Annotated in this window: 18 protein-coding genes; 5 read left to right on the top strand and 13 right to left on the bottom strand. The window is 65.6% G+C overall.

Features of this window, described 5'->3' with window-relative positions; all coding sequences use genetic code 11:
- The first annotated feature begins 134 nt into the window (after window positions 1–134).
- Window positions 135–869 carry a nucleoside triphosphate pyrophosphohydrolase gene (mazG, locus tag ACP690_RS11965; RefSeq protein ID WP_426261324.1) on the top strand — a complete coding sequence of 245 codons (735 nt, stop codon included), beginning with the start codon at window positions 135–137 and terminating at the stop codon, window positions 867–869.
- Between the two features lie 9 nt (window positions 870–878).
- On the opposite strand, the gene hflX is transcribed toward mazG, so the two are convergent.
- The 7 genes from hflX to dusB form a co-directional block, all read right to left on the bottom strand.
- On the bottom strand, window positions 879–2,171 hold the full coding sequence (gene hflX, locus ACP690_RS11970) for a GTPase HflX (protein WP_426261323.1): 1,293 nt from the start codon (window positions 2,169–2,171) through the stop codon (window positions 879–881).
- Window positions 2,172–2,174: 3 nt separating this feature from the next.
- Window positions 2,175–2,660 carry an RNA chaperone Hfq gene (gene hfq, locus ACP690_RS11975; RefSeq protein ID WP_017978830.1) on the bottom strand — a complete coding sequence of 162 codons (486 nt, stop codon included), beginning with the start codon at window positions 2,658–2,660 and terminating at the stop codon, window positions 2,175–2,177.
- Between the two features lie 128 nt (window positions 2,661–2,788).
- Window positions 2,789–4,165, bottom strand: coding sequence for a sigma-54-dependent transcriptional regulator (locus ACP690_RS11980; RefSeq protein WP_017978831.1), 1,377 nt, complete (start codon window positions 4,163–4,165; stop codon window positions 2,789–2,791).
- Window positions 4,166–4,170: 5 nt separating this feature from the next.
- Window positions 4,171–6,420, bottom strand: coding sequence for an ATP-binding protein (locus ACP690_RS11985; protein WP_426261322.1), 2,250 nt, complete (start codon window positions 6,418–6,420; stop codon window positions 4,171–4,173).
- A 105-nt stretch (window positions 6,421–6,525) separates the two neighbouring features.
- On the bottom strand, window positions 6,526–7,941 hold the full coding sequence (ntrC, locus tag ACP690_RS11990; protein ID WP_426261321.1) for a nitrogen regulation protein NR(I): 1,416 nt from the start codon (window positions 7,939–7,941) through the stop codon (window positions 6,526–6,528).
- Window positions 7,938–8,981 carry a two-component system sensor histidine kinase NtrB gene (locus ACP690_RS11995; protein WP_426261320.1) on the bottom strand — a complete coding sequence of 348 codons (1,044 nt, stop codon included), beginning with the start codon at window positions 8,979–8,981 and terminating at the stop codon, window positions 7,938–7,940. Before ACP690_RS11995 ends, ntrC begins: the two co-directional genes overlap by 4 nt.
- A 7-nt stretch (window positions 8,982–8,988) precedes the next feature.
- Complete coding sequence (dusB, locus tag ACP690_RS12000; protein WP_426261329.1) at window positions 8,989–10,005, bottom strand: tRNA dihydrouridine synthase DusB; 1,017 nt, start codon at window positions 10,003–10,005, stop codon at window positions 8,989–8,991.
- Between the two features lie 81 nt (window positions 10,006–10,086).
- On the opposite strand from dusB, the gene ACP690_RS12005 reads away from it, so the two are divergent.
- From ACP690_RS12005 to ACP690_RS12015, 3 genes are read left to right on the top strand one after another with little or no spacing between them, the layout of a single operon-like run.
- Window positions 10,087–11,211, top strand: a complete 1,125-nt coding sequence (locus ACP690_RS12005) for a bifunctional 2-C-methyl-D-erythritol 4-phosphate cytidylyltransferase/2-C-methyl-D-erythritol 2,4-cyclodiphosphate synthase (RefSeq protein WP_426261319.1) — start codon at window positions 10,087–10,089, stop codon at window positions 11,209–11,211.
- Window positions 11,208–11,729, top strand: a complete 522-nt coding sequence (locus ACP690_RS12010; RefSeq protein ID WP_294314322.1) for a hypothetical protein — start codon at window positions 11,208–11,210, stop codon at window positions 11,727–11,729. Before ACP690_RS12005 ends, ACP690_RS12010 begins: the two co-directional genes overlap by 4 nt.
- Window positions 11,726–12,229 (top strand): CinA family protein, encoded by a 504-nt coding sequence (locus ACP690_RS12015; protein ID WP_426261318.1) that lies wholly within the window; start codon window positions 11,726–11,728, stop codon window positions 12,227–12,229. Before ACP690_RS12010 ends, ACP690_RS12015 begins: the two co-directional genes overlap by 4 nt.
- Here ACP690_RS12015 and ACP690_RS12020 read toward each other — a convergent pair.
- A complete protein-coding gene (locus ACP690_RS12020) occupies window positions 12,190–12,648 on the bottom strand; it encodes a type II toxin-antitoxin system RatA family toxin (protein ID WP_426261317.1) in 459 nt (152 codons plus the stop codon). The genes ACP690_RS12015 and ACP690_RS12020 overlap by 40 nt on opposite strands.
- Entirely contained in the window at window positions 12,641–13,564 is a 924-nt protein-coding gene (gene lipA, locus ACP690_RS12025) for a lipoyl synthase (protein ID WP_017978840.1), read from the bottom strand. Before lipA ends, ACP690_RS12020 begins: the two co-directional genes overlap by 8 nt.
- Before the next feature lie 142 nt (window positions 13,565–13,706).
- On the opposite strand from lipA, the gene ACP690_RS12030 reads away from it, so the two are divergent.
- A complete protein-coding gene (locus ACP690_RS12030; RefSeq protein WP_426261316.1) occupies window positions 13,707–14,336 on the top strand; it encodes a carbonic anhydrase in 630 nt (209 codons plus the stop codon).
- A gap of 39 nt (window positions 14,337–14,375) precedes the next feature.
- Here ACP690_RS12030 and ACP690_RS12035 read toward each other — a convergent pair whose 3' ends face one another.
- From ACP690_RS12035 to ACP690_RS12050, 4 genes are all read right to left on the bottom strand, one after another.
- Window positions 14,376–14,897: a GNAT family N-acetyltransferase gene (locus tag ACP690_RS12035; protein WP_426261315.1), complete on the bottom strand. Its 522-nt coding sequence runs from the start codon at window positions 14,895–14,897 to the stop codon at window positions 14,376–14,378.
- Window positions 14,897–15,319: a nucleoside-diphosphate kinase gene (gene ndk, locus ACP690_RS12040; protein WP_017978843.1), complete on the bottom strand. Its 423-nt coding sequence runs from the start codon at window positions 15,317–15,319 to the stop codon at window positions 14,897–14,899. The genes ACP690_RS12035 and ndk overlap by 1 nt, the downstream gene beginning before the upstream one ends.
- Before the next feature lie 87 nt (window positions 15,320–15,406).
- Window positions 15,407–15,847, bottom strand: coding sequence for a DNA polymerase III subunit chi (locus ACP690_RS12045; RefSeq protein ID WP_426261328.1), 441 nt, complete (start codon window positions 15,845–15,847; stop codon window positions 15,407–15,409).
- A gap of 53 nt (window positions 15,848–15,900) precedes the next feature.
- The gene (locus tag ACP690_RS12050; protein ID WP_426261314.1) at window positions 15,901–17,373 is read right to left on the bottom strand and encodes a leucyl aminopeptidase; all 1,473 of its coding nucleotides are present in this window, start codon (window positions 17,371–17,373) and stop codon (window positions 15,901–15,903) included.
- Window positions 17,374–17,431: the final 58 nt, after the last annotated feature.

Below are 17,431 nucleotides of genomic sequence, written 5' to 3' on the forward strand. Positions count from 1 at the left end.
ACGACGCCCCAGCGGGGGCAGCGCTGCGCTGCTTGGGGGGCTACACGCTGCCCCCGCTGCCACGAGGCGGTGTCATTTCTATTTGGCGGGGAATGTGTCTTTTCTAACTGGCGGCAACACGGTGGACGCGCGATATGGCGGTTGAACGGCTGTTGGCGATCATGGCGCGCCTGCGCGATCCGACGCGCGGTTGCGAATGGGACGTTGCCCAGACCTGGGCGACGATCGCGCCCTATACGATCGAAGAAGCCTATGAGGTTGCCGATGCGATCGCGCGGAACGATGCGGACGATCTGAAGGACGAATTGGGCGATCTGTTGCTGCAAGTCGTGTTCCATGCGCGGATCGCGGAGGAAGCTGGTGCCTTCGCCTTTGCGGATGTCGTCGCCGCCATCAGCGACAAGATGGAACGGCGCCATCCGCACATCTTCGGCGATGCGTCGCAGAGCCCCGGTTGGGAGGAATTGAAGGCCGCGGAACGGCGCGACACGACGCAAGACGACAGCGCGCTTGCCGGCGTCGCGGCGGGTCTTCCCGCTCTGATGCGCGCCGTAAAGCTGCAAAAGCGCGCCGCCCGAACTGGGTTCGATTGGCCCGACCAGACCGGCGCCATTGCGAAGATCATGGAGGAAATCGAGGAAGTTAAGACGGCTTCCGACGATCAGCGTGAGGACGAGATCGGCGATCTTCTGTTCGCCGTCGTCAATTGGGCACGGCATTTGGGCGTTGATCCCGAGGCTGCCTTGCGATCGGGCAACGCCAAGTTCGAGCGTCGCTTCCGGGCCATGGAAGCCCTGGGCGGCGAAGCGTTCGCCGCACTGAGCCTCGATGACAAGGAAGCGCTCTGGCAGCAGGTCAAGCGCGGCTGAGCCGGTTCATCAACGCTGGAGAAAGCGTTCGTAGTCCCGCTCGGCGAGCCGAACCTCGTAGCGGGTCGACAGCCCCTCGCCCTCTTCTTCCTGCCCAAGGACTTCGCCATGCGCGTGCAACCATGCGGCGCCCGCGCCGTCTCCTGCCGGAAGCGTGATCCAATAGCGGCGGTGGCCGGCGGTCAGCTTCGCGGCGACCTGCGCGATAAGCTGGTCCACCCCTTCCCCATCCAGTGCGGACAACGCGACGACATCATCGCGGCGCGCCGCTTCCACCAGCACGTCCTCATGCTGGTCCGCATCGAGCAGATCGAGCTTGTTCCACGCCTCGAACCGCGGCGTTGTTTCGGACACGCCGAGGTCAGCGAGAACGGCTTCGACGTCGGCGCGCTGCGCCTCGTTGTCTGGATGGGCAATGTCACGAACGTGGATCAACAGGTCGGCCGATACCACCTCTTCCAACGTCGCCTTGAACGCTGCGACCAGCTGCGTCGGCAGGTCGGAAACAAAGCCGACGGTGTCGGACAGGATGGCCTTGTCGATGCCGGGTAGCGAAATCTGCCGAAGGGTCGGGTCGAGCGTAGCGAACAGCAGATTTTCCGCCATCACGTGCGCGCCGGTCAGCCGGTTGAATAGCGTCGACTTGCCGGCATTGGTATAACCGACCAGCGCGATCACCGGCCAGGGCGCGCGCTGGCGCCGTTCGCGGTGCAGCCCACGGGTACGACTGACCTGTTCGAGTTCGCGCCGCAGCCGTGCCATGCGATCGCGGATCAGCCGGCGGTCGGCCTCGATCTGCGTTTCGCCGGGGCCGCCGAGGAAGCCGAAGCCGCCGCGCTGCCGCTCGAGGTGGGTCCAGCTCCGCACCAGCCGGCCAGCCTGATAATCGAGGTGGGCGAGCTCGACCTGCAACCGCCCTTCGGCCGTGGCGGCGCGTTCGCCGAAGATTTCGAGGATCAGGCCGGTGCGGTCGATCACCTTGGCCTCCAGCGCGGTTTCCAGGTTGCGCTGTTGCACCGGCGTCAGGCTGGCGTCGAAGACGACGAGGTCGGCTTCGTCCTGCCGGACCTGCACGGCGAGCTGCTCTACCTGACCGCTGCCGATCAGCGTCGCTGGCTTGGGCTGGCGAACGCGCACGGCCACCTTGTCGGTGACGACGAGGCCGATCGCGGCGGCGAGACCAGCGGTCTCCTCCAGCCGCCCCTCGGCATCGCGATGCGCATCGCCCTGATCGGGCAGCACGATCAGCGCGCGACCGCCACGGGCGAACTCGTCACGGTCACGGTTGAAGCCGGTGCTCATCGCTTATTCGTCCGTCTCGCCCTCATCGGCGAGGTTGAGCGCGCGCGACGGCTGGATGGTCGACACCGCATGCTTGTAGACGAGCTGCGCCATGCCTTCCCGCTGGAGCAGCATGCAGAACAGGTCGAACCCGGCGATCTGGCCCTGTAGCATAACGCCGTTGATCAGGAACATCGTTACCGAATCTTCGGATTTGCGCACTGCGTTGAGGAAAATCTCCTGCAACAGCGGTTGCTTGCGCTGCGCTTCTCCCACGGATTCGATGATCCCGGCCAAGTCCATCGGGCCTGATGGCATGATCGTGGAGATGGCGTGCTTGTAGATCAGCTGGGACTGGCCATCGCGGCGAAGCAGCACGGAGAAATTGTCGAACCAGGTGACGATACCCTGGAGCTTGACGCCCTTCACGAGGAACATGGTGACCGGGGTCTTGGAGCGGCGCAGCGAATTCAGGAACAGGTCCTGCAGCGAGCCTTGCTTTTCGGCCATGAGTTGAGCCTTTTTCCGTTATTGGCGGGACGTTCGCCCGCTATCGCGCCGTTTCCCGGCGTCGGGATCGCCACCCATGATAGGCAGCGACCCCGTATCTATGAACGAAGGCCCGTGCCGTAAAGGCGTCAATCCTCGCGCACGTCGGTAATGCCGAGCAGCTTGAGCTTACGGTGCAGTGCCGATCGCTCCATCCCGATGAAGCTCGCGGTACGGCTGATGTTGCCCGAAAAGCGGCGGATCTGAACGCGGAGATACTCGCGCTCGAACGTCTCGCGGGCTTCGCGTAACGGCGCACCCATGATCGCGCCGCCACCCCCACCGGCCAGATCGCCCTGATCGCCCAGGACTTCGGCGGGCAAGAGATCGAGGTCGATACGGCCGATGCGATCGCCCGGTGCGAGGATGATCGTACGCTCCACGACGTTGCGCAGCTGGCGGACGTTGCCGGGCCAATCATAGCTTTGCAGCGCGACCATCGCGTCGGGTGCGATCTCGGGGGTCGGTACGCGGCGTTCGGAGGCGTAATGCGCCATGAAATGCTCGACCAGTGACGGAATGTCCTCGCGGCGTTCGGCCAGGGCCGGCAGCATCACCGGCACGACGTTGAGGCGGTAGTAGAGATCTTCGCGGAACCGCCCCTCGGCAATCTCCTGCGTCAGGTCGCGCGAGGTGGCGGACACGACGCGGACATCGACCTTGACCGTTCGGGTGCCGCCGATGCGGCTGAAGCTTTGATCGGTCAGCACGCGCAGGATACGCGCCTGCGTCGCGATCGGCATGTCGGCGATTTCGTCGAGGAACAACGTGCCGCCATGCGCCTGTTCGAGCAGGCCCGGCCGGACGAGGTCGCCCCCCTCCTCCACGCCGAACAGTTCCTCCTCGACGCGCTCCGGCGTCATCCGCGCGGCGCTGACGATGACGAAGGGAGCCTCGGCGCGATTGCTCCAACCGTGGAGCAGGCGGGCGGCGACCTCCTTGCCGACGCCGGCCGGCCCCATGATGAGCACGCGGCTGCCGGTCGCGGCGACGCGCTTCAGCGTAGCGCGGACGCCGTTGATCGCGCCCGAGCGGCCGGTGAGGTCCGTCTCGCGACCGGCCGAGACGCGCAGGCTGGCAAGTTCGCGACGCAGGCGTTCGGTTTCGGTCGCGCGGGCGACCAGCAGCAGCAGCCGCTCCGCCTCGAACGGCTTTTCGATGAAATCGCTGGCGCCGCGCCGGATCGCAGCGACGGCGGTGTCGAGATTGCCATGGCCCGAGATGACGAGCACGGGGATCGAGGGATCGCGCCGCTTGATCTCGTCGAGCAGCTCGAGACCGTCAAGGCGAGAGCCCTGAAGCCAGACGTCGAGCAGCACGAGCGACGGGCGTCGGGTGGCGATCGCCTCCAGCGCGGCGTCGCTGTCTGCGGCCGAGCGCGTGTCATAGCCTTCGTCCTCCAGAACGCCGGCGACCAGTTCGCGGATATCGTGTTCGTCGTCGACGACGAGGATGTCGAGCGCCATAATCTCTAATTCCGATTGCGTGTGAGTGCAGCAAGCTGGCCGGCACCGTCATGTTCGGTCACCGGTTCGGGTGGGGCTGCCCCCTGATCGAGCGCCGCGAGGGCCGCGGCATCGAATGTCATGCGCACCACGGTGCCGCCGCCATCGCGATCGGCAAAGGCCATGGTGCCGAAATGGTCCTCGACGATCTTCTTGACGATCGCGAGGCCCAGGCCCGTGCCGCGGGCGCGGGTCGTCATATAGGGTTCGACGATCCGATCGCGATCTGGCGGCAGGCCGACGCCCGTATCCGCGACCTCCACGACGATCGTCGTGCCGTCCTCATGGATACCCATGGTGACAGCGCCACCGCCATCCCCCTTGCTCTCGATCGCCTCGACGGCGTTCTTGACGATATTCGTGAAGGCGCGGCCGAGCTGGTGACGGTCGCAGACGAGCTGCGGGGCGGGAAAATCGTGGTCGAGCGTAAAGCGGATCGCGGGATGCGCGACCTCGTGCAGGAACAGCGCCTGGCGAGCGATGTCGACGAGCGATTCCTCGCGGAACACGGGCTTTGGCATGCGGGCGAAGGACGAAAATTCGTCGACCATCCGCCTGAGATCGCCGACCTGCCGGACGATCGTTTCGGTCAACCGCGCGAAGGTTGTATCCGCGGGATCGATCTTGCTGCCGTAGCGGCGTTGCAAACGCTCGGCGGCGAGCTGGATCGGAGTCAGCGGGTTCTTGATCTCATGCGCGATACGGCGCGCGACGTCCGACCACGCCGCGCGGCGCTGATCGAGCAACTGCTGCGTGATATCGTCGAAGGTCAGGATGGGCCCCGCGTCCGTCCGTGCGATCCGGACGGCGAGCGTCCGCGTCTCGCCGCCGCGCACGACCTGCACGATCGCCTCGCGCTGGCCACTCGCCACCAGATCGGCAAGTTCGGGCGCGATGAGGGCCAGCGGCTGCCCGACGACGCTGTCGATGCCCGTGCCGATCAGCTCGGACGCCGAATTGTTGGCGATCCGGATCGTACCGTCTTCGCCCGAGGCGATCACGCCCGCCGACACGCCGGCCATCACCGCCTCGATCAAGGCGCGGCGGCTGTCAGCCGCTGCGTTGGCCTCGACAAGCGCCTTCGTCTGTTCTCCAAGCCTAGTAGTCATGCGATTGAACGCACGGGCAAGCAGTGCGATTTCATCGGAAGATCGCGGCGTCGCGACACGCGAACTCAGATCTCCGCTCGCGACCCTGTCTGCCGCCGTGACGAGCTCCCCAACGGGATCAGCCAACCAATCCGCAACGCGAAGGGCAATCCACATTGCAAGCCCGACAATCAGCAGAGCCACCGCGAACAGCGCGAAATTAAAACGCAATTGCAGGGTTCGAGCACGTTCTTGCAAACTATCATATGCCGCCAGCTGCTCGGTCGCCGCACGGTTCTGGTTATTAAGGAACTCTACGTTGTTAGGCGTGGCGACATACAGGAATATGTTTCGCGATCGATCCACCGGGGTGACGACCCATAACGATTTCGAATCGAAGTTCGTATAAGAATCGCGACCGACAAGCCTATTGAGCACCTCGCCCGACACCCGCTGTTTGAAAACGTCAGGTGTCGGAACTTCATAGCCATACAACGGCTCCATCGTCTTTCCATCGACGATCTGAAATAGAAGTGACTCATAAAGTGATCTATTATAGGTCTGCCGTAGAAAGTATTTTCCTAAAACAGAATTATTGCGTGGAATAGTAGGGAATTCGCCGCGAATATCCTCTGCCATAGTGACGGCTTCACGGGTCCAGCGTTCGATGACCAAGTCTTGGCCCTGCTTTGCCAATGCCATCGTCGTATTGAAGGCACTGCGGGCACGCTCCGATCCCCAAAACTGAATGCCCGATTGAAACAGAATTGAGGCGGCAACCACGGCGAGAACGATCGGAACGCTCGCCATCAAAGAGAAGATGGCAACCAGTCGTACATGCAGACGCCCGCCGCCTTCAAACGCAGAGCGGGCAGTTCGACGAAGTGCAATCCGACGGCCCGCCAACGCGACGAGCAACACCGCCCAGACGAGATTCGCCATAAGCAGCGATGCCGCCACGGCCGGGCTTAGCAAGGAAATTCCGGACCCGCTTCGCGTAATCAATTGCCACGACGCGAGCAGCGTAAGCAGCGCCGCCACGAGCACCAGCGTTTCCACCGCGGGCGTGACGCGCCACCGTCGGTGGGATAGGGTATCATTCAAATCGGGCGTGGGGGCCGCGTGCATTCGTCCCTCCGTACAACGCGGATTGTTGCACGGAAACCACATAATTGCCGGTTGCGGTGGTTTGGGGCCACAGTACGATCAAGTGCGGCGGTCAGCCACTACGGATCAATCGTCGCCCTTGGCGCTGATCCCCAGCGTATCCAACCGCTTGCGCAGCGTATTGCGGTTGAGACCCAGCGCCCGCGCCGCGCGTAGCTGATTGCCGTCGTGGCGGGCCAGCATCGCTTCGATCAAGGGGCGTTCCACCTCTCCGATGACGCGATCGTACAACGTGCCATCGTCCAGGGCGCCGGGACGCTCGCGGGCGATCCGTTCGATCAGGTGGCGTACCGCCTCGGCGATCCCCGCGTCGGGCAAATCGATCTGTCCGCCCGGCACACCGATCATGTCGCGGATCGTCGCCGGATCGATCAGCTCATCGCGCGCCAGCACCGCCAGCCGGCGCATCAAATTTTCGAGTTCGCGGACGTTACCTGGCCAGTCATAGGCCGCGAGCGCGGCTTCCGCCTCCGGCTGCAACTGACGACGGGGCAGCCCCTGGGCGACAGCGCTGTCGAGGAAGTGACGCGCGAGCAACGGAATGTCCTGTCGCCGGTCACGCAGCGCGGGCAGCACGATGGGGACGACGTTCAGGCGGTAGAACAGGTCCTCGCGAAATTGGCCCGAAGCAACCTGCTGCGTAAGGTCGCGATTGGTGGCAGCTACGACGCGAACGTCGGCCCGCATCGTTCGAGCACCGCCGACCGTGGTGAACTCCCCCGACTGGAGTACCCGAAGCAAACGCGTCTGCGCGTCCATCGGCATGTCGCCGATCTCGTCGAGGAACAAGGTGCCGCCCGCGGCCTGTTCGAAGCGGCCGGCGTTGCGCTGGCCCGCGCCAGTAAAGGCACCACGTTCGTGCCCGAACAATTCCGCCTCGATCAACTCGCGCGGGATGGCGGCCATGTTGATCGCGACGAACGGCGCCCCCCGGCGTCGCCCGAGATCGTGGATCGCACGCGCGACCAGTTCCTTGCCCGTACCCGATTCGCCCGAGATCAGCACGGTCAGGTCCGTGGCGACGACACGGGCGATGACCCGGTAGACGTCCTGCATCGCCGGCGAGCGGCCGATCAGGGGGAGCTCGGGGTCCTCCCCCTCCCCTTGCGGCGGCATCGCCGCGTGCCGGACCAGCGCACCGGCGACGGCGCGGGTGAGATCGTCGAGATCGAAAGGCTTGGGGAGATACTCGTACGCGCCAACCTCATTCGCGCGCACTGCCGTCGTCAGCGTATTCTGCGCCGACAGGATGATGATCGGCAGATCGGGGTGGCGCGCATTGACCTCTGCCACATGAACGATGCCGTCGCCGTCCGGCAGTACGACGTCGGTGATCAGCACGTCCGGCAGCCGCTGAGCCAGCGCACGATCGGCCTGCGACAAAGTCTCCGCCGTCTGGACGTCGTGTCCGGCGCGACGCAACGCTTGGGCGACGACGGTGCGGATCGCAGCGTCGTCGTCGACGACCAGAACGCGGCTCACTGGGCGGCCCGTGGCAGCAGGAGGCGCAGGGTCGTCATCTCAGGGAATCCTTCACGGGCATATTGAACGATCCCGCCCATGTCGCGCATCAGTTTGTCGACCAGCGCGAGGCCAAGCCCCTGCCCCTCCGGCCGGCCCGAGATGAACGGATCGAAGAGATATTCGGCAATGTCGGCGGGGGCGCCGGGGCCGTTATCGGTCACGCAGATCTCGATCGGCAAGGGCACGCGCGGGCCTCCCCGCGTCGCCGCTACCGACATGCCGTGGCGATAGGCGGTAGTGATGACGATGCGGGGATCGGCGACGGTCCGCGTCGCCTCCGCGGCGTTCTTAAGCAGGTTGATCAGGATCTGGAGCAAGGCATCGCGATTGATCGCGGCATGCGGCAGAGAGGGATCGAACCGCTCCTCCATCGACACGCCGCGGGCAAAGCCGGCTAGCGCCAGCCGGCGGGCATGGCCGATCAGGGGATAGATATTCTCCGACTGGATCGGCAGCGGGCGCGTGTCGCTGAAATCCTGCATACGGTCGATCAGTGCCGCGATGCGATCGACCTCGGTCACGATCAGCGTGGTCAGTTCGCCGGCATCGAGCAATTGCGCGGCGCCGCGGATGCCCGACAGCGGGTTCTTGATCTCATGCGCCAGCATCGCCGCAGCGCCGCTCGCCGCGCGGGCACTGGCCCCGCGTCCGCCAAGCTGGCCGACGCTGCGCGTACCCGCGACGCTGTGCAGCGTGATGGCGCGCCAACCGGGATAATCGGCGAGCTGCGCCTCGGAAAAGTCGACACGGATCTTGGGGCCGTGCGGCGTCGCAATCTCGGCATCGTAGACGGCAAAGCCGTGCCCCGCCTGCCGATCGCCAGCCGTAGGGCGTGGCAGGATCGCCGATAGCGGCTGCCCGCGCATCACCCGTTCGGACAAATTGAGCAGCAGCTCCGCCTGGGCATTCCCGTGCTGGATACGGTCTTCCCCATCGATCACGAGCACGGCGACAGGCAGCGCCGCGAACAGCTCGGCAAAGCCCGGACGGTCCGTCACAATCCTGTCAGGCGGCCTGGCGGACGGCCGCAGGGGGCTGATTACGGTATGGCGCGTAGAAATCGGCGAGCATCGCCTTTACCTTCGCGGCGCTCGGCTCTTGGTTCACCGCGTTGCGGAACTCGGCTGATCCAGTGAGCCCCTTGGTATACCAACCGATGTGCTTGCGCGCCATGTTGACGCCGGTCATTTCGCCATAATGGTCGAGCATGGCATCGTAGTGCTCGACGATGACGCGATATTGTTCGTCGAGTGACGGGTCGGGGAGCCGCTCGCCCGTCGCAAAATAGTGCATCACCTGCCCAAGTATCCACGGCCGTCCATAGGCGCCGCGGCCGATCATGACGCCATCGGCGCCGGACTGATCGAGGGCGTCCACCGCATCGTCGATCGTGCAGATGTCACCATTGGCGATCACCGGCAGGTCGATGGCATCTTTGACCGAGCGAATAAAGCGCCAGTCCGCCGATCCCTTGTACATCTGGTTGCGGGTGCGCCCGTGGACGGTGATGAGCTTCACCCCAAGATCTTGCGCGATCCGCGAAAGTTCGGGCGCGTTGAGGGTGTCGTGGCACCAGCCCATGCGCATCTTCAATGTCACCGGGGCTTTTACTGCTTTTACCACGGAATCGATCAGGGCGGCGGCGAGTTTCAGGTCGCGCATCAGCGCCGAGCCGGCGTCGCCGTTCGTCACCTTGCGGACCGGGCAACCCATGTTGATGTCGATGATCGCCGCACCGCGATCTTCCGCGAGCTTCGCCGCTTCGCCCATTTCGTACGGGGTGCAGCCGACGAGCTGCATCGAGACCGGCTCTTCCGACAGGTGCCACGCGGCCTTCTGGAGCGACTGCCGCGTCTCGCGGATCGCCGCCTGGCTCGCGATCATTTCGGTGACGTTGAGACCGGAGCCATAGCGGCGCACGAGCGTGCGGAACGGCATGTCGGTGACGCCGGTCATCGGCGCCAGCACGACGGGCTGGTCGATCCGGATGGGACCGATCTGAATGGGCGTGAGATGGGCCATAAATCTGCCTGAAAAACGGGCAGCCCTTACCGTCCTATGCCCGCTCTGGCAAGCATGGCAGGTCTGCGCTAGGCGGCGGCCATGATCCAGGAGCAACGGACGGTCGCGCTGATCGTGGCGGCGGGCAGCGGCTCGCGCGCCGGTGGTGCCATCCCGAAACAATATGCCCACGTCGGCGGCAAGGCCTTGCTGGCGCACGCCTATGCCGCCTTTGCCGGGCACCCGGCGGTGGACGAGGTGGTGGTGGTGATTGCCGCGGGAGCGGAGCCGCTGGCAGCCGCCGCCCTTGGGCCGGTGCGTATGATCGTCGGCGGGGCGACGCGGCGCGAGTCGGTTGCGCGCGGGCTTGCAGCGATCGAGACCGACAGGGTGCTGGTCCACGATGCCGCGCGGCCCTTCGTACCGGCGAAGGTGATCGACCGGATATTGGCCGCACTCGACACCAATGAGGGGGCGATCCCCGGCCTTGCCGTTGCGGACACGCTGGTCCGCGACGGTTCGGTCGTCTCGCGCGACGGGCTGTTCCGCGTCCAGACGCCGCAGGGCTTTCGCCTGCACGCGCTCCGCGCCGCCCATGCGGAATGGCCGGCCGATGAAGAGGCGACCGACGATGCGCAAATGGTGCAGCGGCTTGGCGGGAGCGTCGCTTTGGTGCAGGGCGATGCGATGCTCGACAAAGTGACGCATCCGCAGGACTTCGCCGCGGCCGAAGCCAAAATCGCCTGGGAGACGCGGAGCGCGTCCGGCTTCGATGTTCATCGGCTGGAAGAGGGCGAGGAATTGTGGCTGGGTGGCGTGCTCATCCCGCATGACAAGGGTTTGTCAGGACATAGCGATGCCGATGTCGGCCTGCACGCGCTGACCGACGCGCTGCTGGGCACGATCGCGGCGGGCGACATCGGCACGCACTTCCCGCCGAGCGACCCGCAGTGGAAGGGCGCCGACTCCGCGCAATTCCTGCAACATGCCGCCAGCTTGATCGTCGATAAGGGCGGCCGCATCGACTTCGTCGACCTGACGCTGATCTGCGAGGCCCCGAAGATCGGACCGCACCGCGAGGCCATGCGCACGCGCATCGGCGCGCTGCTCGGGCTGTCGGAAGACCGCGTCAGCATCAAGGCGACGACGACGGAACGGCTGGGCTTTACCGGCCGCGGCGAAGGCATTGCCGCGCAGGCGGTAGCCACCGTGAGCCTGCCGCGATGAAGACCGCGCTGCTCGCCGTCACAGCCCTGCTCGCAGCCGCGCCCGCCGAGGCGCAGAGCCGCTGCATCACCACGCCCGAGGCGGAGGCGATGACGCTGGTCGCCTTGCCCGATATCATCCAGCAGACCGGCATCGTGTGTTCGACGCGCTTGCCCGCAACGAGCCTGATCCGGCGGACCGACAGCGACTTTTTGGCGCGCTACCAGTCCGCCGCGGATCGGGCGTGGCCCAACGCCCGTGCCGCGATCGTCAAACTGTCCGATCCGATGATCGATTCACTGCTGCAATCCGAATTCGCCCGGCCGCTGTTGACGGCGGCGCTGGCACCGTTGCTCGTCGGCCGGATCAACCCCGCCGATTGCGGGACGATCGACCGCTTCGTGACGCAGCTCGCGCCCCTTCCCCCGCAGAATACCGCGGGGGTCATCGTGACGACTTTGCGCTACTTCAAGGCGGAAAAGGCGAAGGGCAAGGCGATCAACGTGCCCGACCTGCCGCTCTGTTCGGAGGCGCGATGATGGACAGCCTGCTCCCCGCCGAACTGATCGATGCCGCACGCCGTGTCGTGGAAGCGAACCGCGCCGCCGGACGGACCGTGGCGCTGGCCGAAAGCTGCACCGGCGGGCTCGTTGCGGCGGCATTGACCGAAATTCCCGGTTCGTCCGACGTCTTCGGCGCCGGCTTCGTCACCTATTCGAACGAAGCCAAGATGCGCCTGCTGAAGGTCAATTCCGACGTGCTCGAGACATTTGGCGCGGTGTCGATCGCCGTCGCCTGGAGCATGGCACAGGGCGCGCTCGCCAATAGCGACGCCGATGTCGCGGTAGCGATCACCGGCATCGCCGGTCCCGGTGGCGGATCGGAAAAGAAGCCCGTCGGCACGGTCGTTTTCGCCCGCGCGGAGCGGGGCGGCGACCCCGCGAACGTCCATGCCGACCGCAAGCAGTTCGGCGACCTGGGGCGCGGTGGAATCCGCCTTCAGGCGGCGCTGGTCGCGCTGGAACTGCTGCTACCGTAAAGGACGCGGGCGCGGTCTTCGAACGCGCCGATCATCTTCCGGAGCGCGACGCCGAAGACCTGCCCCGCCAGCATCTCGAACATCCGGTTCTTGAACTGGAAGTCGACGCTGAAATCGACCGCGCAGCCGCCCTCCTCCGGCCGGAAACGCCAATCGTTGTGCAGGTACTTCAGCGGCCCATCGATATACTCGACGTGGATGCTGCCCGGGCGCTGCTTTTCGACCTTCGACGTGAAGGTTTCGCGCAGGCCCTTGAAGCCGACGATCATGTCGGCGAGCGTCGCGGTGTCGCTGTCCTGGCGCACGCGCATCGCGCTGACCCAGGGCAGAAATTCCGGATAGCGCTTCACATCAGCGACCATGTCGAACATCTGTTCGGTCGAATACGGCAGATGCCGCGTTTCCGAATGCTTAGGCATGGACGGCGAGCTTGGCCTCACGCGCGGCACGCATCTTCGCGAAATCGTCGCCGGCGTGATAGCTGGAGCGGGTCAAAGGCGAGGACGCGACAAGCAGGAAGCCCTTGGCCCGGGCGATCGCGGCATAGCTGTCGAACGCCTTGGGCGTGACGAATTCGGCGACCTTCGCATGGCGCGGCGTCGGCTGAAGATACTGGCCCATGGTGAGGAAATCGATGTCGGCCGAGCGCATGTCGTCCATCACCTGATGCACCTCGAGCCGTTCTTCGCCCAGCCCCAGCATGACGCCGGACTTGGTGAAGATCGACGGGTCGAGCTTCTTGACGCTCTCCAGCAGCCGGATCGACGCATAATAGCGCGCGCCCGGACGGATCGTCGGATACAGCCGCGGCACGGTTTCGAGATTGTGGTTATAGACGTCCGGCCGCGCGGCGACGATCGCCTCGACCGCCGCTTCGTGCTTGTTGCGGAAGTCCGGCGTCAGGATCTCGATCGTCGTTTTCGGATTGGCGCGGCGGATCGCCTCGATCACCTTCACGAACTGCTTCGCGCCGCCATCGGGCAGATCGTCGCGATCGACCGAGGTGACGACGATATGTTCGAGGCCCATCTGCGCAGCCGCATCGGCGACGTTGTTCGGCTCCATCGGATCGACGGCGCGCGGCATGCCGGTCTTCACGTTGCAGAAGGCGCAGGCGCGCGTGCAGGTATCGCCGAGGATCATGACGGTCGCATGCTTCTTCGACCAGCATTCGCCGATGTTCGGGCAGGCGGCCTCTTCGCAGACGGTCGTCAGGCTCTTGGACCGCATCAATTCACGCGTCGCGGCGAAGCCGGCGCTGGTCGGCGCTTTCACGCGGATCCAGTCGGGCTTGCGCTGGCGTTCGGGGCGGGCCACCGGAGTCATCTCGTTCATTCGGGCGAGATAGCGATGTCGGGCGGATGGAACAACCATCGCTCGATTGTGACGTTGCTTTGCTGACGCGCCCGGGCGGGCACCAGTCGGCCGCAAACGCGTTATCCCCGCCGAACCGGACCTAGACCATAACGGAGGCACAATGACCGACTTTTCCGACATGATTGGTGGCTATCATCGGTTTCGCGACACCGGCTGGTCGGAACAGCGCGAGCGCTGGAACGAGCTGAAGGACGGCCAGAGCCCGAAGGTGATGGTGATTGCCTGTTCGGACAGCCGCGTCGATCCGTCGCAGATCTTCGACACGTCGCCCGGCGAAATCTTCGTGGTGCGCAACGTCGCAAACCTGGTGCCGCCCTATGAGGTCGGCGGCGGCTATCACGGCGTGTCGGCGGCGCTGGAGTTTGCGGTGACGCAGCTCGAAGTGCCCGAGGTGCTCGTGATGGGCCACGCATCGTGCGGCGGTTGCAAGGCGGCGCTGACCCATGGCTTCGAGGATGCGAAGGCTGGCGAGGGCAAGTTCATCTCCGACTGGGTCGGCATGCTGGACGCCGCACGCGAGCGGGTGATCGCGAAGCACGGCGATGGCCCGGACGCTTCGCGCGAGATGGAGCATGAGGCGGTGCGCGTCAGCCTGAACAACCTGCGCACCTTCCCCTTCGTGGCAAAGCGCGAGGCGCAGGGCACGCTGAAGCTGCGCGGCGCCTATTTCGCGATCGCCGACGGCGTGCTGCACGTGATGGACGACGACGGCGTGTTCGCGCCGGCCTGAGCCCGAATGAGCCCTCTCCCGACAGCGTCGGGAGGGGGCTTACAGCGAACGCGCGTAGATCACGTCATCGCACAGGGCGCTGCCGACGCGATATTGGCGCGCGCCGACGACCTCGAAGCCTTGCCGTTCGTAAAAGGCGCGCGCACGGGCGTTACGGCCCAACACGCCGAGCAACAGGCGTGTTTTGCCCATCGCAATGGCGTCAGCGATGGCCCGTTGCATGAGGGCGCGACCAAGGCCGGTGCCTTGTGCGAGTGGCAAAGTGTAAATGCGGCGCAGCTCGATATCGCTGCCGTGCGAAGCGACCGGCAAGTCGAGCGTGGTGAGGACGCTATAGCCGACAGGGGCGGCGCCGATCGGATGTTCGGCAAGCGTGACGACGCTGCCGGGATCGCCGATCCATGCGGCAAAGGTCGCAGGCGCGCTGTTTTTCGCGACGTGCGCGACGATGTCGGCGCCATCTAGGATGCCGGCGAAGGTCGCCAGAAAGCTGGCGCCGGCGACCAGAGCGGCCGCGGGCGCATCCTCGACGGACGCACGCCGCAGCCGCCAGTCGGTCATCAGCCGACGATCTCTTCGGGCTTGAAGAAGTAGGCGATCTCGATTTCGGCGTTTTCGTCCGAATCCGAACCGTGGACCGTGTTCGCCTCGATCGACTCGGCGAGCTCCTTGCGGATCGTGCCGGCCTCGGCATTCGCCGGGTTCGTCGCGCCCATGATGTCGCGGTTACGCTGCATCGCGTTCTCGCCCTCGAGCACCTGCACGACGACCGGACCCGAGATCATGAACTCGACCAGATCGTTGAAGAAGGGGCGCTCCTTATGGACCGCGTAGAAGCCCTCGGCCTGCTCGCGGGTCATGTGGATACGCTTCGACGCGACGACGCGCAGACCGGCGTCTTCCAGCATCTTGGTGACCGCGCCGGTCAGGTTGCGGCGGGTGGCATCGGGCTTGATGATCGAAAAGGTACGGGTCGCGGCCATGATGGTCACGGGCTCCTGTGATTTGGGAGGGGTTTGAAAGTGGCGCCGCCCTAGTCGCGGGGCGGCGGCTTTGCAACCGCTTCGGGTTCAGGCGGCCTGTTCCCAACGGCCGGTATCGGACTGTTTCCAATAGCGCCGCTCCACGCCGTCGCGGCCGCCGAGCGCACGCCACGCCTCCCGCGCGGCGCCGATGTGCTCGTCCTCGAAGAAGTGGAAGGCGCGATCGAAGGCCAATGCGTCGTCGCGCCACTGGCCATCGACCAGCGCGACATGGCGGGCCTGGTTGGTCGAGGTGACCGCAGGTGCGAGCAGCACCGGCTGGACGCTGTCGTCCCCAGCCCCCGCCTGTGCGTGCGGCAGGAAGCTGTCGGGGCGGTAGGTCCACAGCAGGCGGTCGAGATCGGCCCGTTGCTCGTCCCGCGCGGTGACGATCAGCAGACGCGCGCCGCTTTCCACGACCTTTGCCGCGATCTGCGGCAGCGCGCGGTCGAGGGGCGTGGCAGTGAGGTGGTAGAAGTCGACCTGCATGCCGGGGGTGTAGCCTGCCGGAGGGCATGGCTCCACCCCCGCATCGCTCAGGTTTATCTTTCGAAATGCTCCGCAACGAGGCGGTCGAGCAGCTTCACGCCATAGCCCGTCGCGCCCTTGTCATAGGTCGCGGCAGCCTTGTCGCTCCACACCATGCCGGCGATGTCGAGGTGCGCCCACTGCACGCCCTCGTCGACGAAGCGCTGGATGAACTGCGCCGCGGTAATCGAACCAGCGCCGCGCGGGCCGACGTTCTTCATGTCGGCGATCGGGGAATCGATCAGCTTGTTGTACGTGTCCGACAGCGGGAAACGCCACAATTTGTCGCCGGTCGCGGTGCCGGCGGCGAGCAGCTTGTCGGCGAGACCGTCGTCGTTGGAGAACAGGCCGCCATATTCGTTGCCCAGGCTGACGATCATCGCGCCGGTCAGCGTGGCGAGATCGATGATGGTCTTCGGCCGGAACGTCTGCTGCGTCCAGGTGATCGCATCGCACAGCACCAGCCGCCCTTCAGCATCGGTGTTGAGGATTTCGATCGTCTGGCCGGACATGGAGGTCACGACGTCACCGGGGCGCTGCGCATTGCCGTCCGGCATGTTCTCGACGAGGCCCATCACGCCGACGACGTTGACCTTTGCCTTGCGCGCGGCGAGCGCCTTCATCGTCCCCGCGACGGCACCGGCGCCGCCCATGTCCCACTTCATGTCTTCCATGCCCGCGCCGGGCTTCAGCGAGATGCCGCCGGTGTCGAACGTGACGCCCTTGCCGACCAGCGCGAGCGTGGGATCGCCCTCGCCTACCCCGTTCCACTTGAGCGCCAGAATGCGTGCGTCGCGCACCGAACCCTGGCTGACGCCGAGCAACGCGCCCATGCCGTGTTCGCGCATCTCGTCCTCGCCGAGGACGATGATCTCGAGGCCCAGCCCCTCGACCGATTCGCGGACCTGCTCGACGAAGGTTTCGGGGTAGAGGATGTTGGGCGGCGCGGCGACGAGGTTGCGGGTAAGTTCGAGGCCCTGCGTCACGGCGTCCTGCGCGGCCCATGCGGCATCGGTGCCGTCGGGTGCCCCGGCGATCGTCAGCGTGGTCAGGCTCACCTTCTGCTTGTCGCTCAGCTTGGTGCGATAATGGTCGTAGCGCCATGCGCGTTGGGCGGCGGCGGCGGCGAAACGCGCGGCGGCCTGCGGGGTGGCGTCCGCGCCGCTCAGGTCGGCAACCAATTCGGTCGCGCCAGAGGTCAGCAACCGCGCGACCAGCGCGCCGCCCGCCTTGCTCCAGCCGGCTTCGTCACCACACCCGACGCCGACCAGCAGCAGCTGCTTCGCCTGACCGTCGTCCGCGACGAACAGTTCGACGATGGCCCCCGCCTCGCCGTCGAACCGTGCCGCCTTGGCCGCGGCATCGGCGATCGCGCGATGACCTTCACCCAGACCGCCCCATTGCCCGCGACCGACAGCATCCTTGTCGATTGGAAGCGCCAGAATGGCGGGCGCGCTCGGCGCAGTGGAGGTGAAGGCGATCTGCATCTTTCGACTTTCCGACAACGACTATGACCATGCCCGATCTAGGATCGCAGGCGGTGAA

Origin of the sequence: Sphingomonas sp. DC4900 (assembly GCF_049896485.1) — a bacterium.
GTDB lineage: Bacteria > Pseudomonadota > Alphaproteobacteria > Sphingomonadales > Sphingomonadaceae > Sphingomonas > Sphingomonas aquatilis.

Coding starts and splice junctions, on each gene's coding strand:
- ACP690_RS12050 (WP_426261314.1), bottom strand. CDS start 17,373: ATGCAGATCGCCTTCACCTCCACTGCGCCGAGCGCGCCCGCCATTCTG.
- ACP690_RS12015 (WP_426261318.1), top strand. CDS start 11,726: ATGATGGACAGCCTGCTCCCCGCCGAACTGATCGATGCCGCACGCCGT.
- mazG (WP_426261324.1), top strand. CDS start 135: ATGGCGGTTGAACGGCTGTTGGCGATCATGGCGCGCCTGCGCGATCCG.
- ACP690_RS12030 (WP_426261316.1), top strand. CDS start 13,707: ATGACCGACTTTTCCGACATGATTGGTGGCTATCATCGGTTTCGCGAC.
- ACP690_RS12045 (WP_426261328.1), bottom strand. CDS start 15,847: ATGCAGGTCGACTTCTACCACCTCACTGCCACGCCCCTCGACCGCGCG.
- ACP690_RS11985 (WP_426261322.1), bottom strand. CDS start 6,420: ATGCACGCGGCCCCCACGCCCGATTTGAATGATACCCTATCCCACCGA.
- hfq (WP_017978830.1), bottom strand. CDS start 2,660: ATGGCCGAAAAGCAAGGCTCGCTGCAGGACCTGTTCCTGAATTCGCTG.
- lipA (WP_017978840.1), bottom strand. CDS start 13,564: ATGAACGAGATGACTCCGGTGGCCCGCCCCGAACGCCAGCGCAAGCCC.
- ACP690_RS11980 (WP_017978831.1), bottom strand. CDS start 4,165: ATGGCGCTCGACATCCTCGTCGTCGACGACGAACACGATATCCGCGAA.
- dusB (WP_426261329.1), bottom strand. CDS start 10,005: ATGGCCCATCTCACGCCCATTCAGATCGGTCCCATCCGGATCGACCAG.
- ACP690_RS12005 (WP_426261319.1), top strand. CDS start 10,087: ATGATCCAGGAGCAACGGACGGTCGCGCTGATCGTGGCGGCGGGCAGC.
- ndk (WP_017978843.1), bottom strand. CDS start 15,319: ATGGCCGCGACCCGTACCTTTTCGATCATCAAGCCCGATGCCACCCGC.
- ACP690_RS12035 (WP_426261315.1), bottom strand. CDS start 14,897: ATGACCGACTGGCGGCTGCGGCGTGCGTCCGTCGAGGATGCGCCCGCG.
- ACP690_RS12010 (WP_294314322.1), top strand. CDS start 11,208: ATGAAGACCGCGCTGCTCGCCGTCACAGCCCTGCTCGCAGCCGCGCCC.
- ACP690_RS12020 (WP_426261317.1), bottom strand. CDS start 12,648: ATGCCTAAGCATTCGGAAACGCGGCATCTGCCGTATTCGACCGAACAG.
- hflX (WP_426261323.1), bottom strand. CDS start 2,171: ATGAGCACCGGCTTCAACCGTGACCGTGACGAGTTCGCCCGTGGCGGT.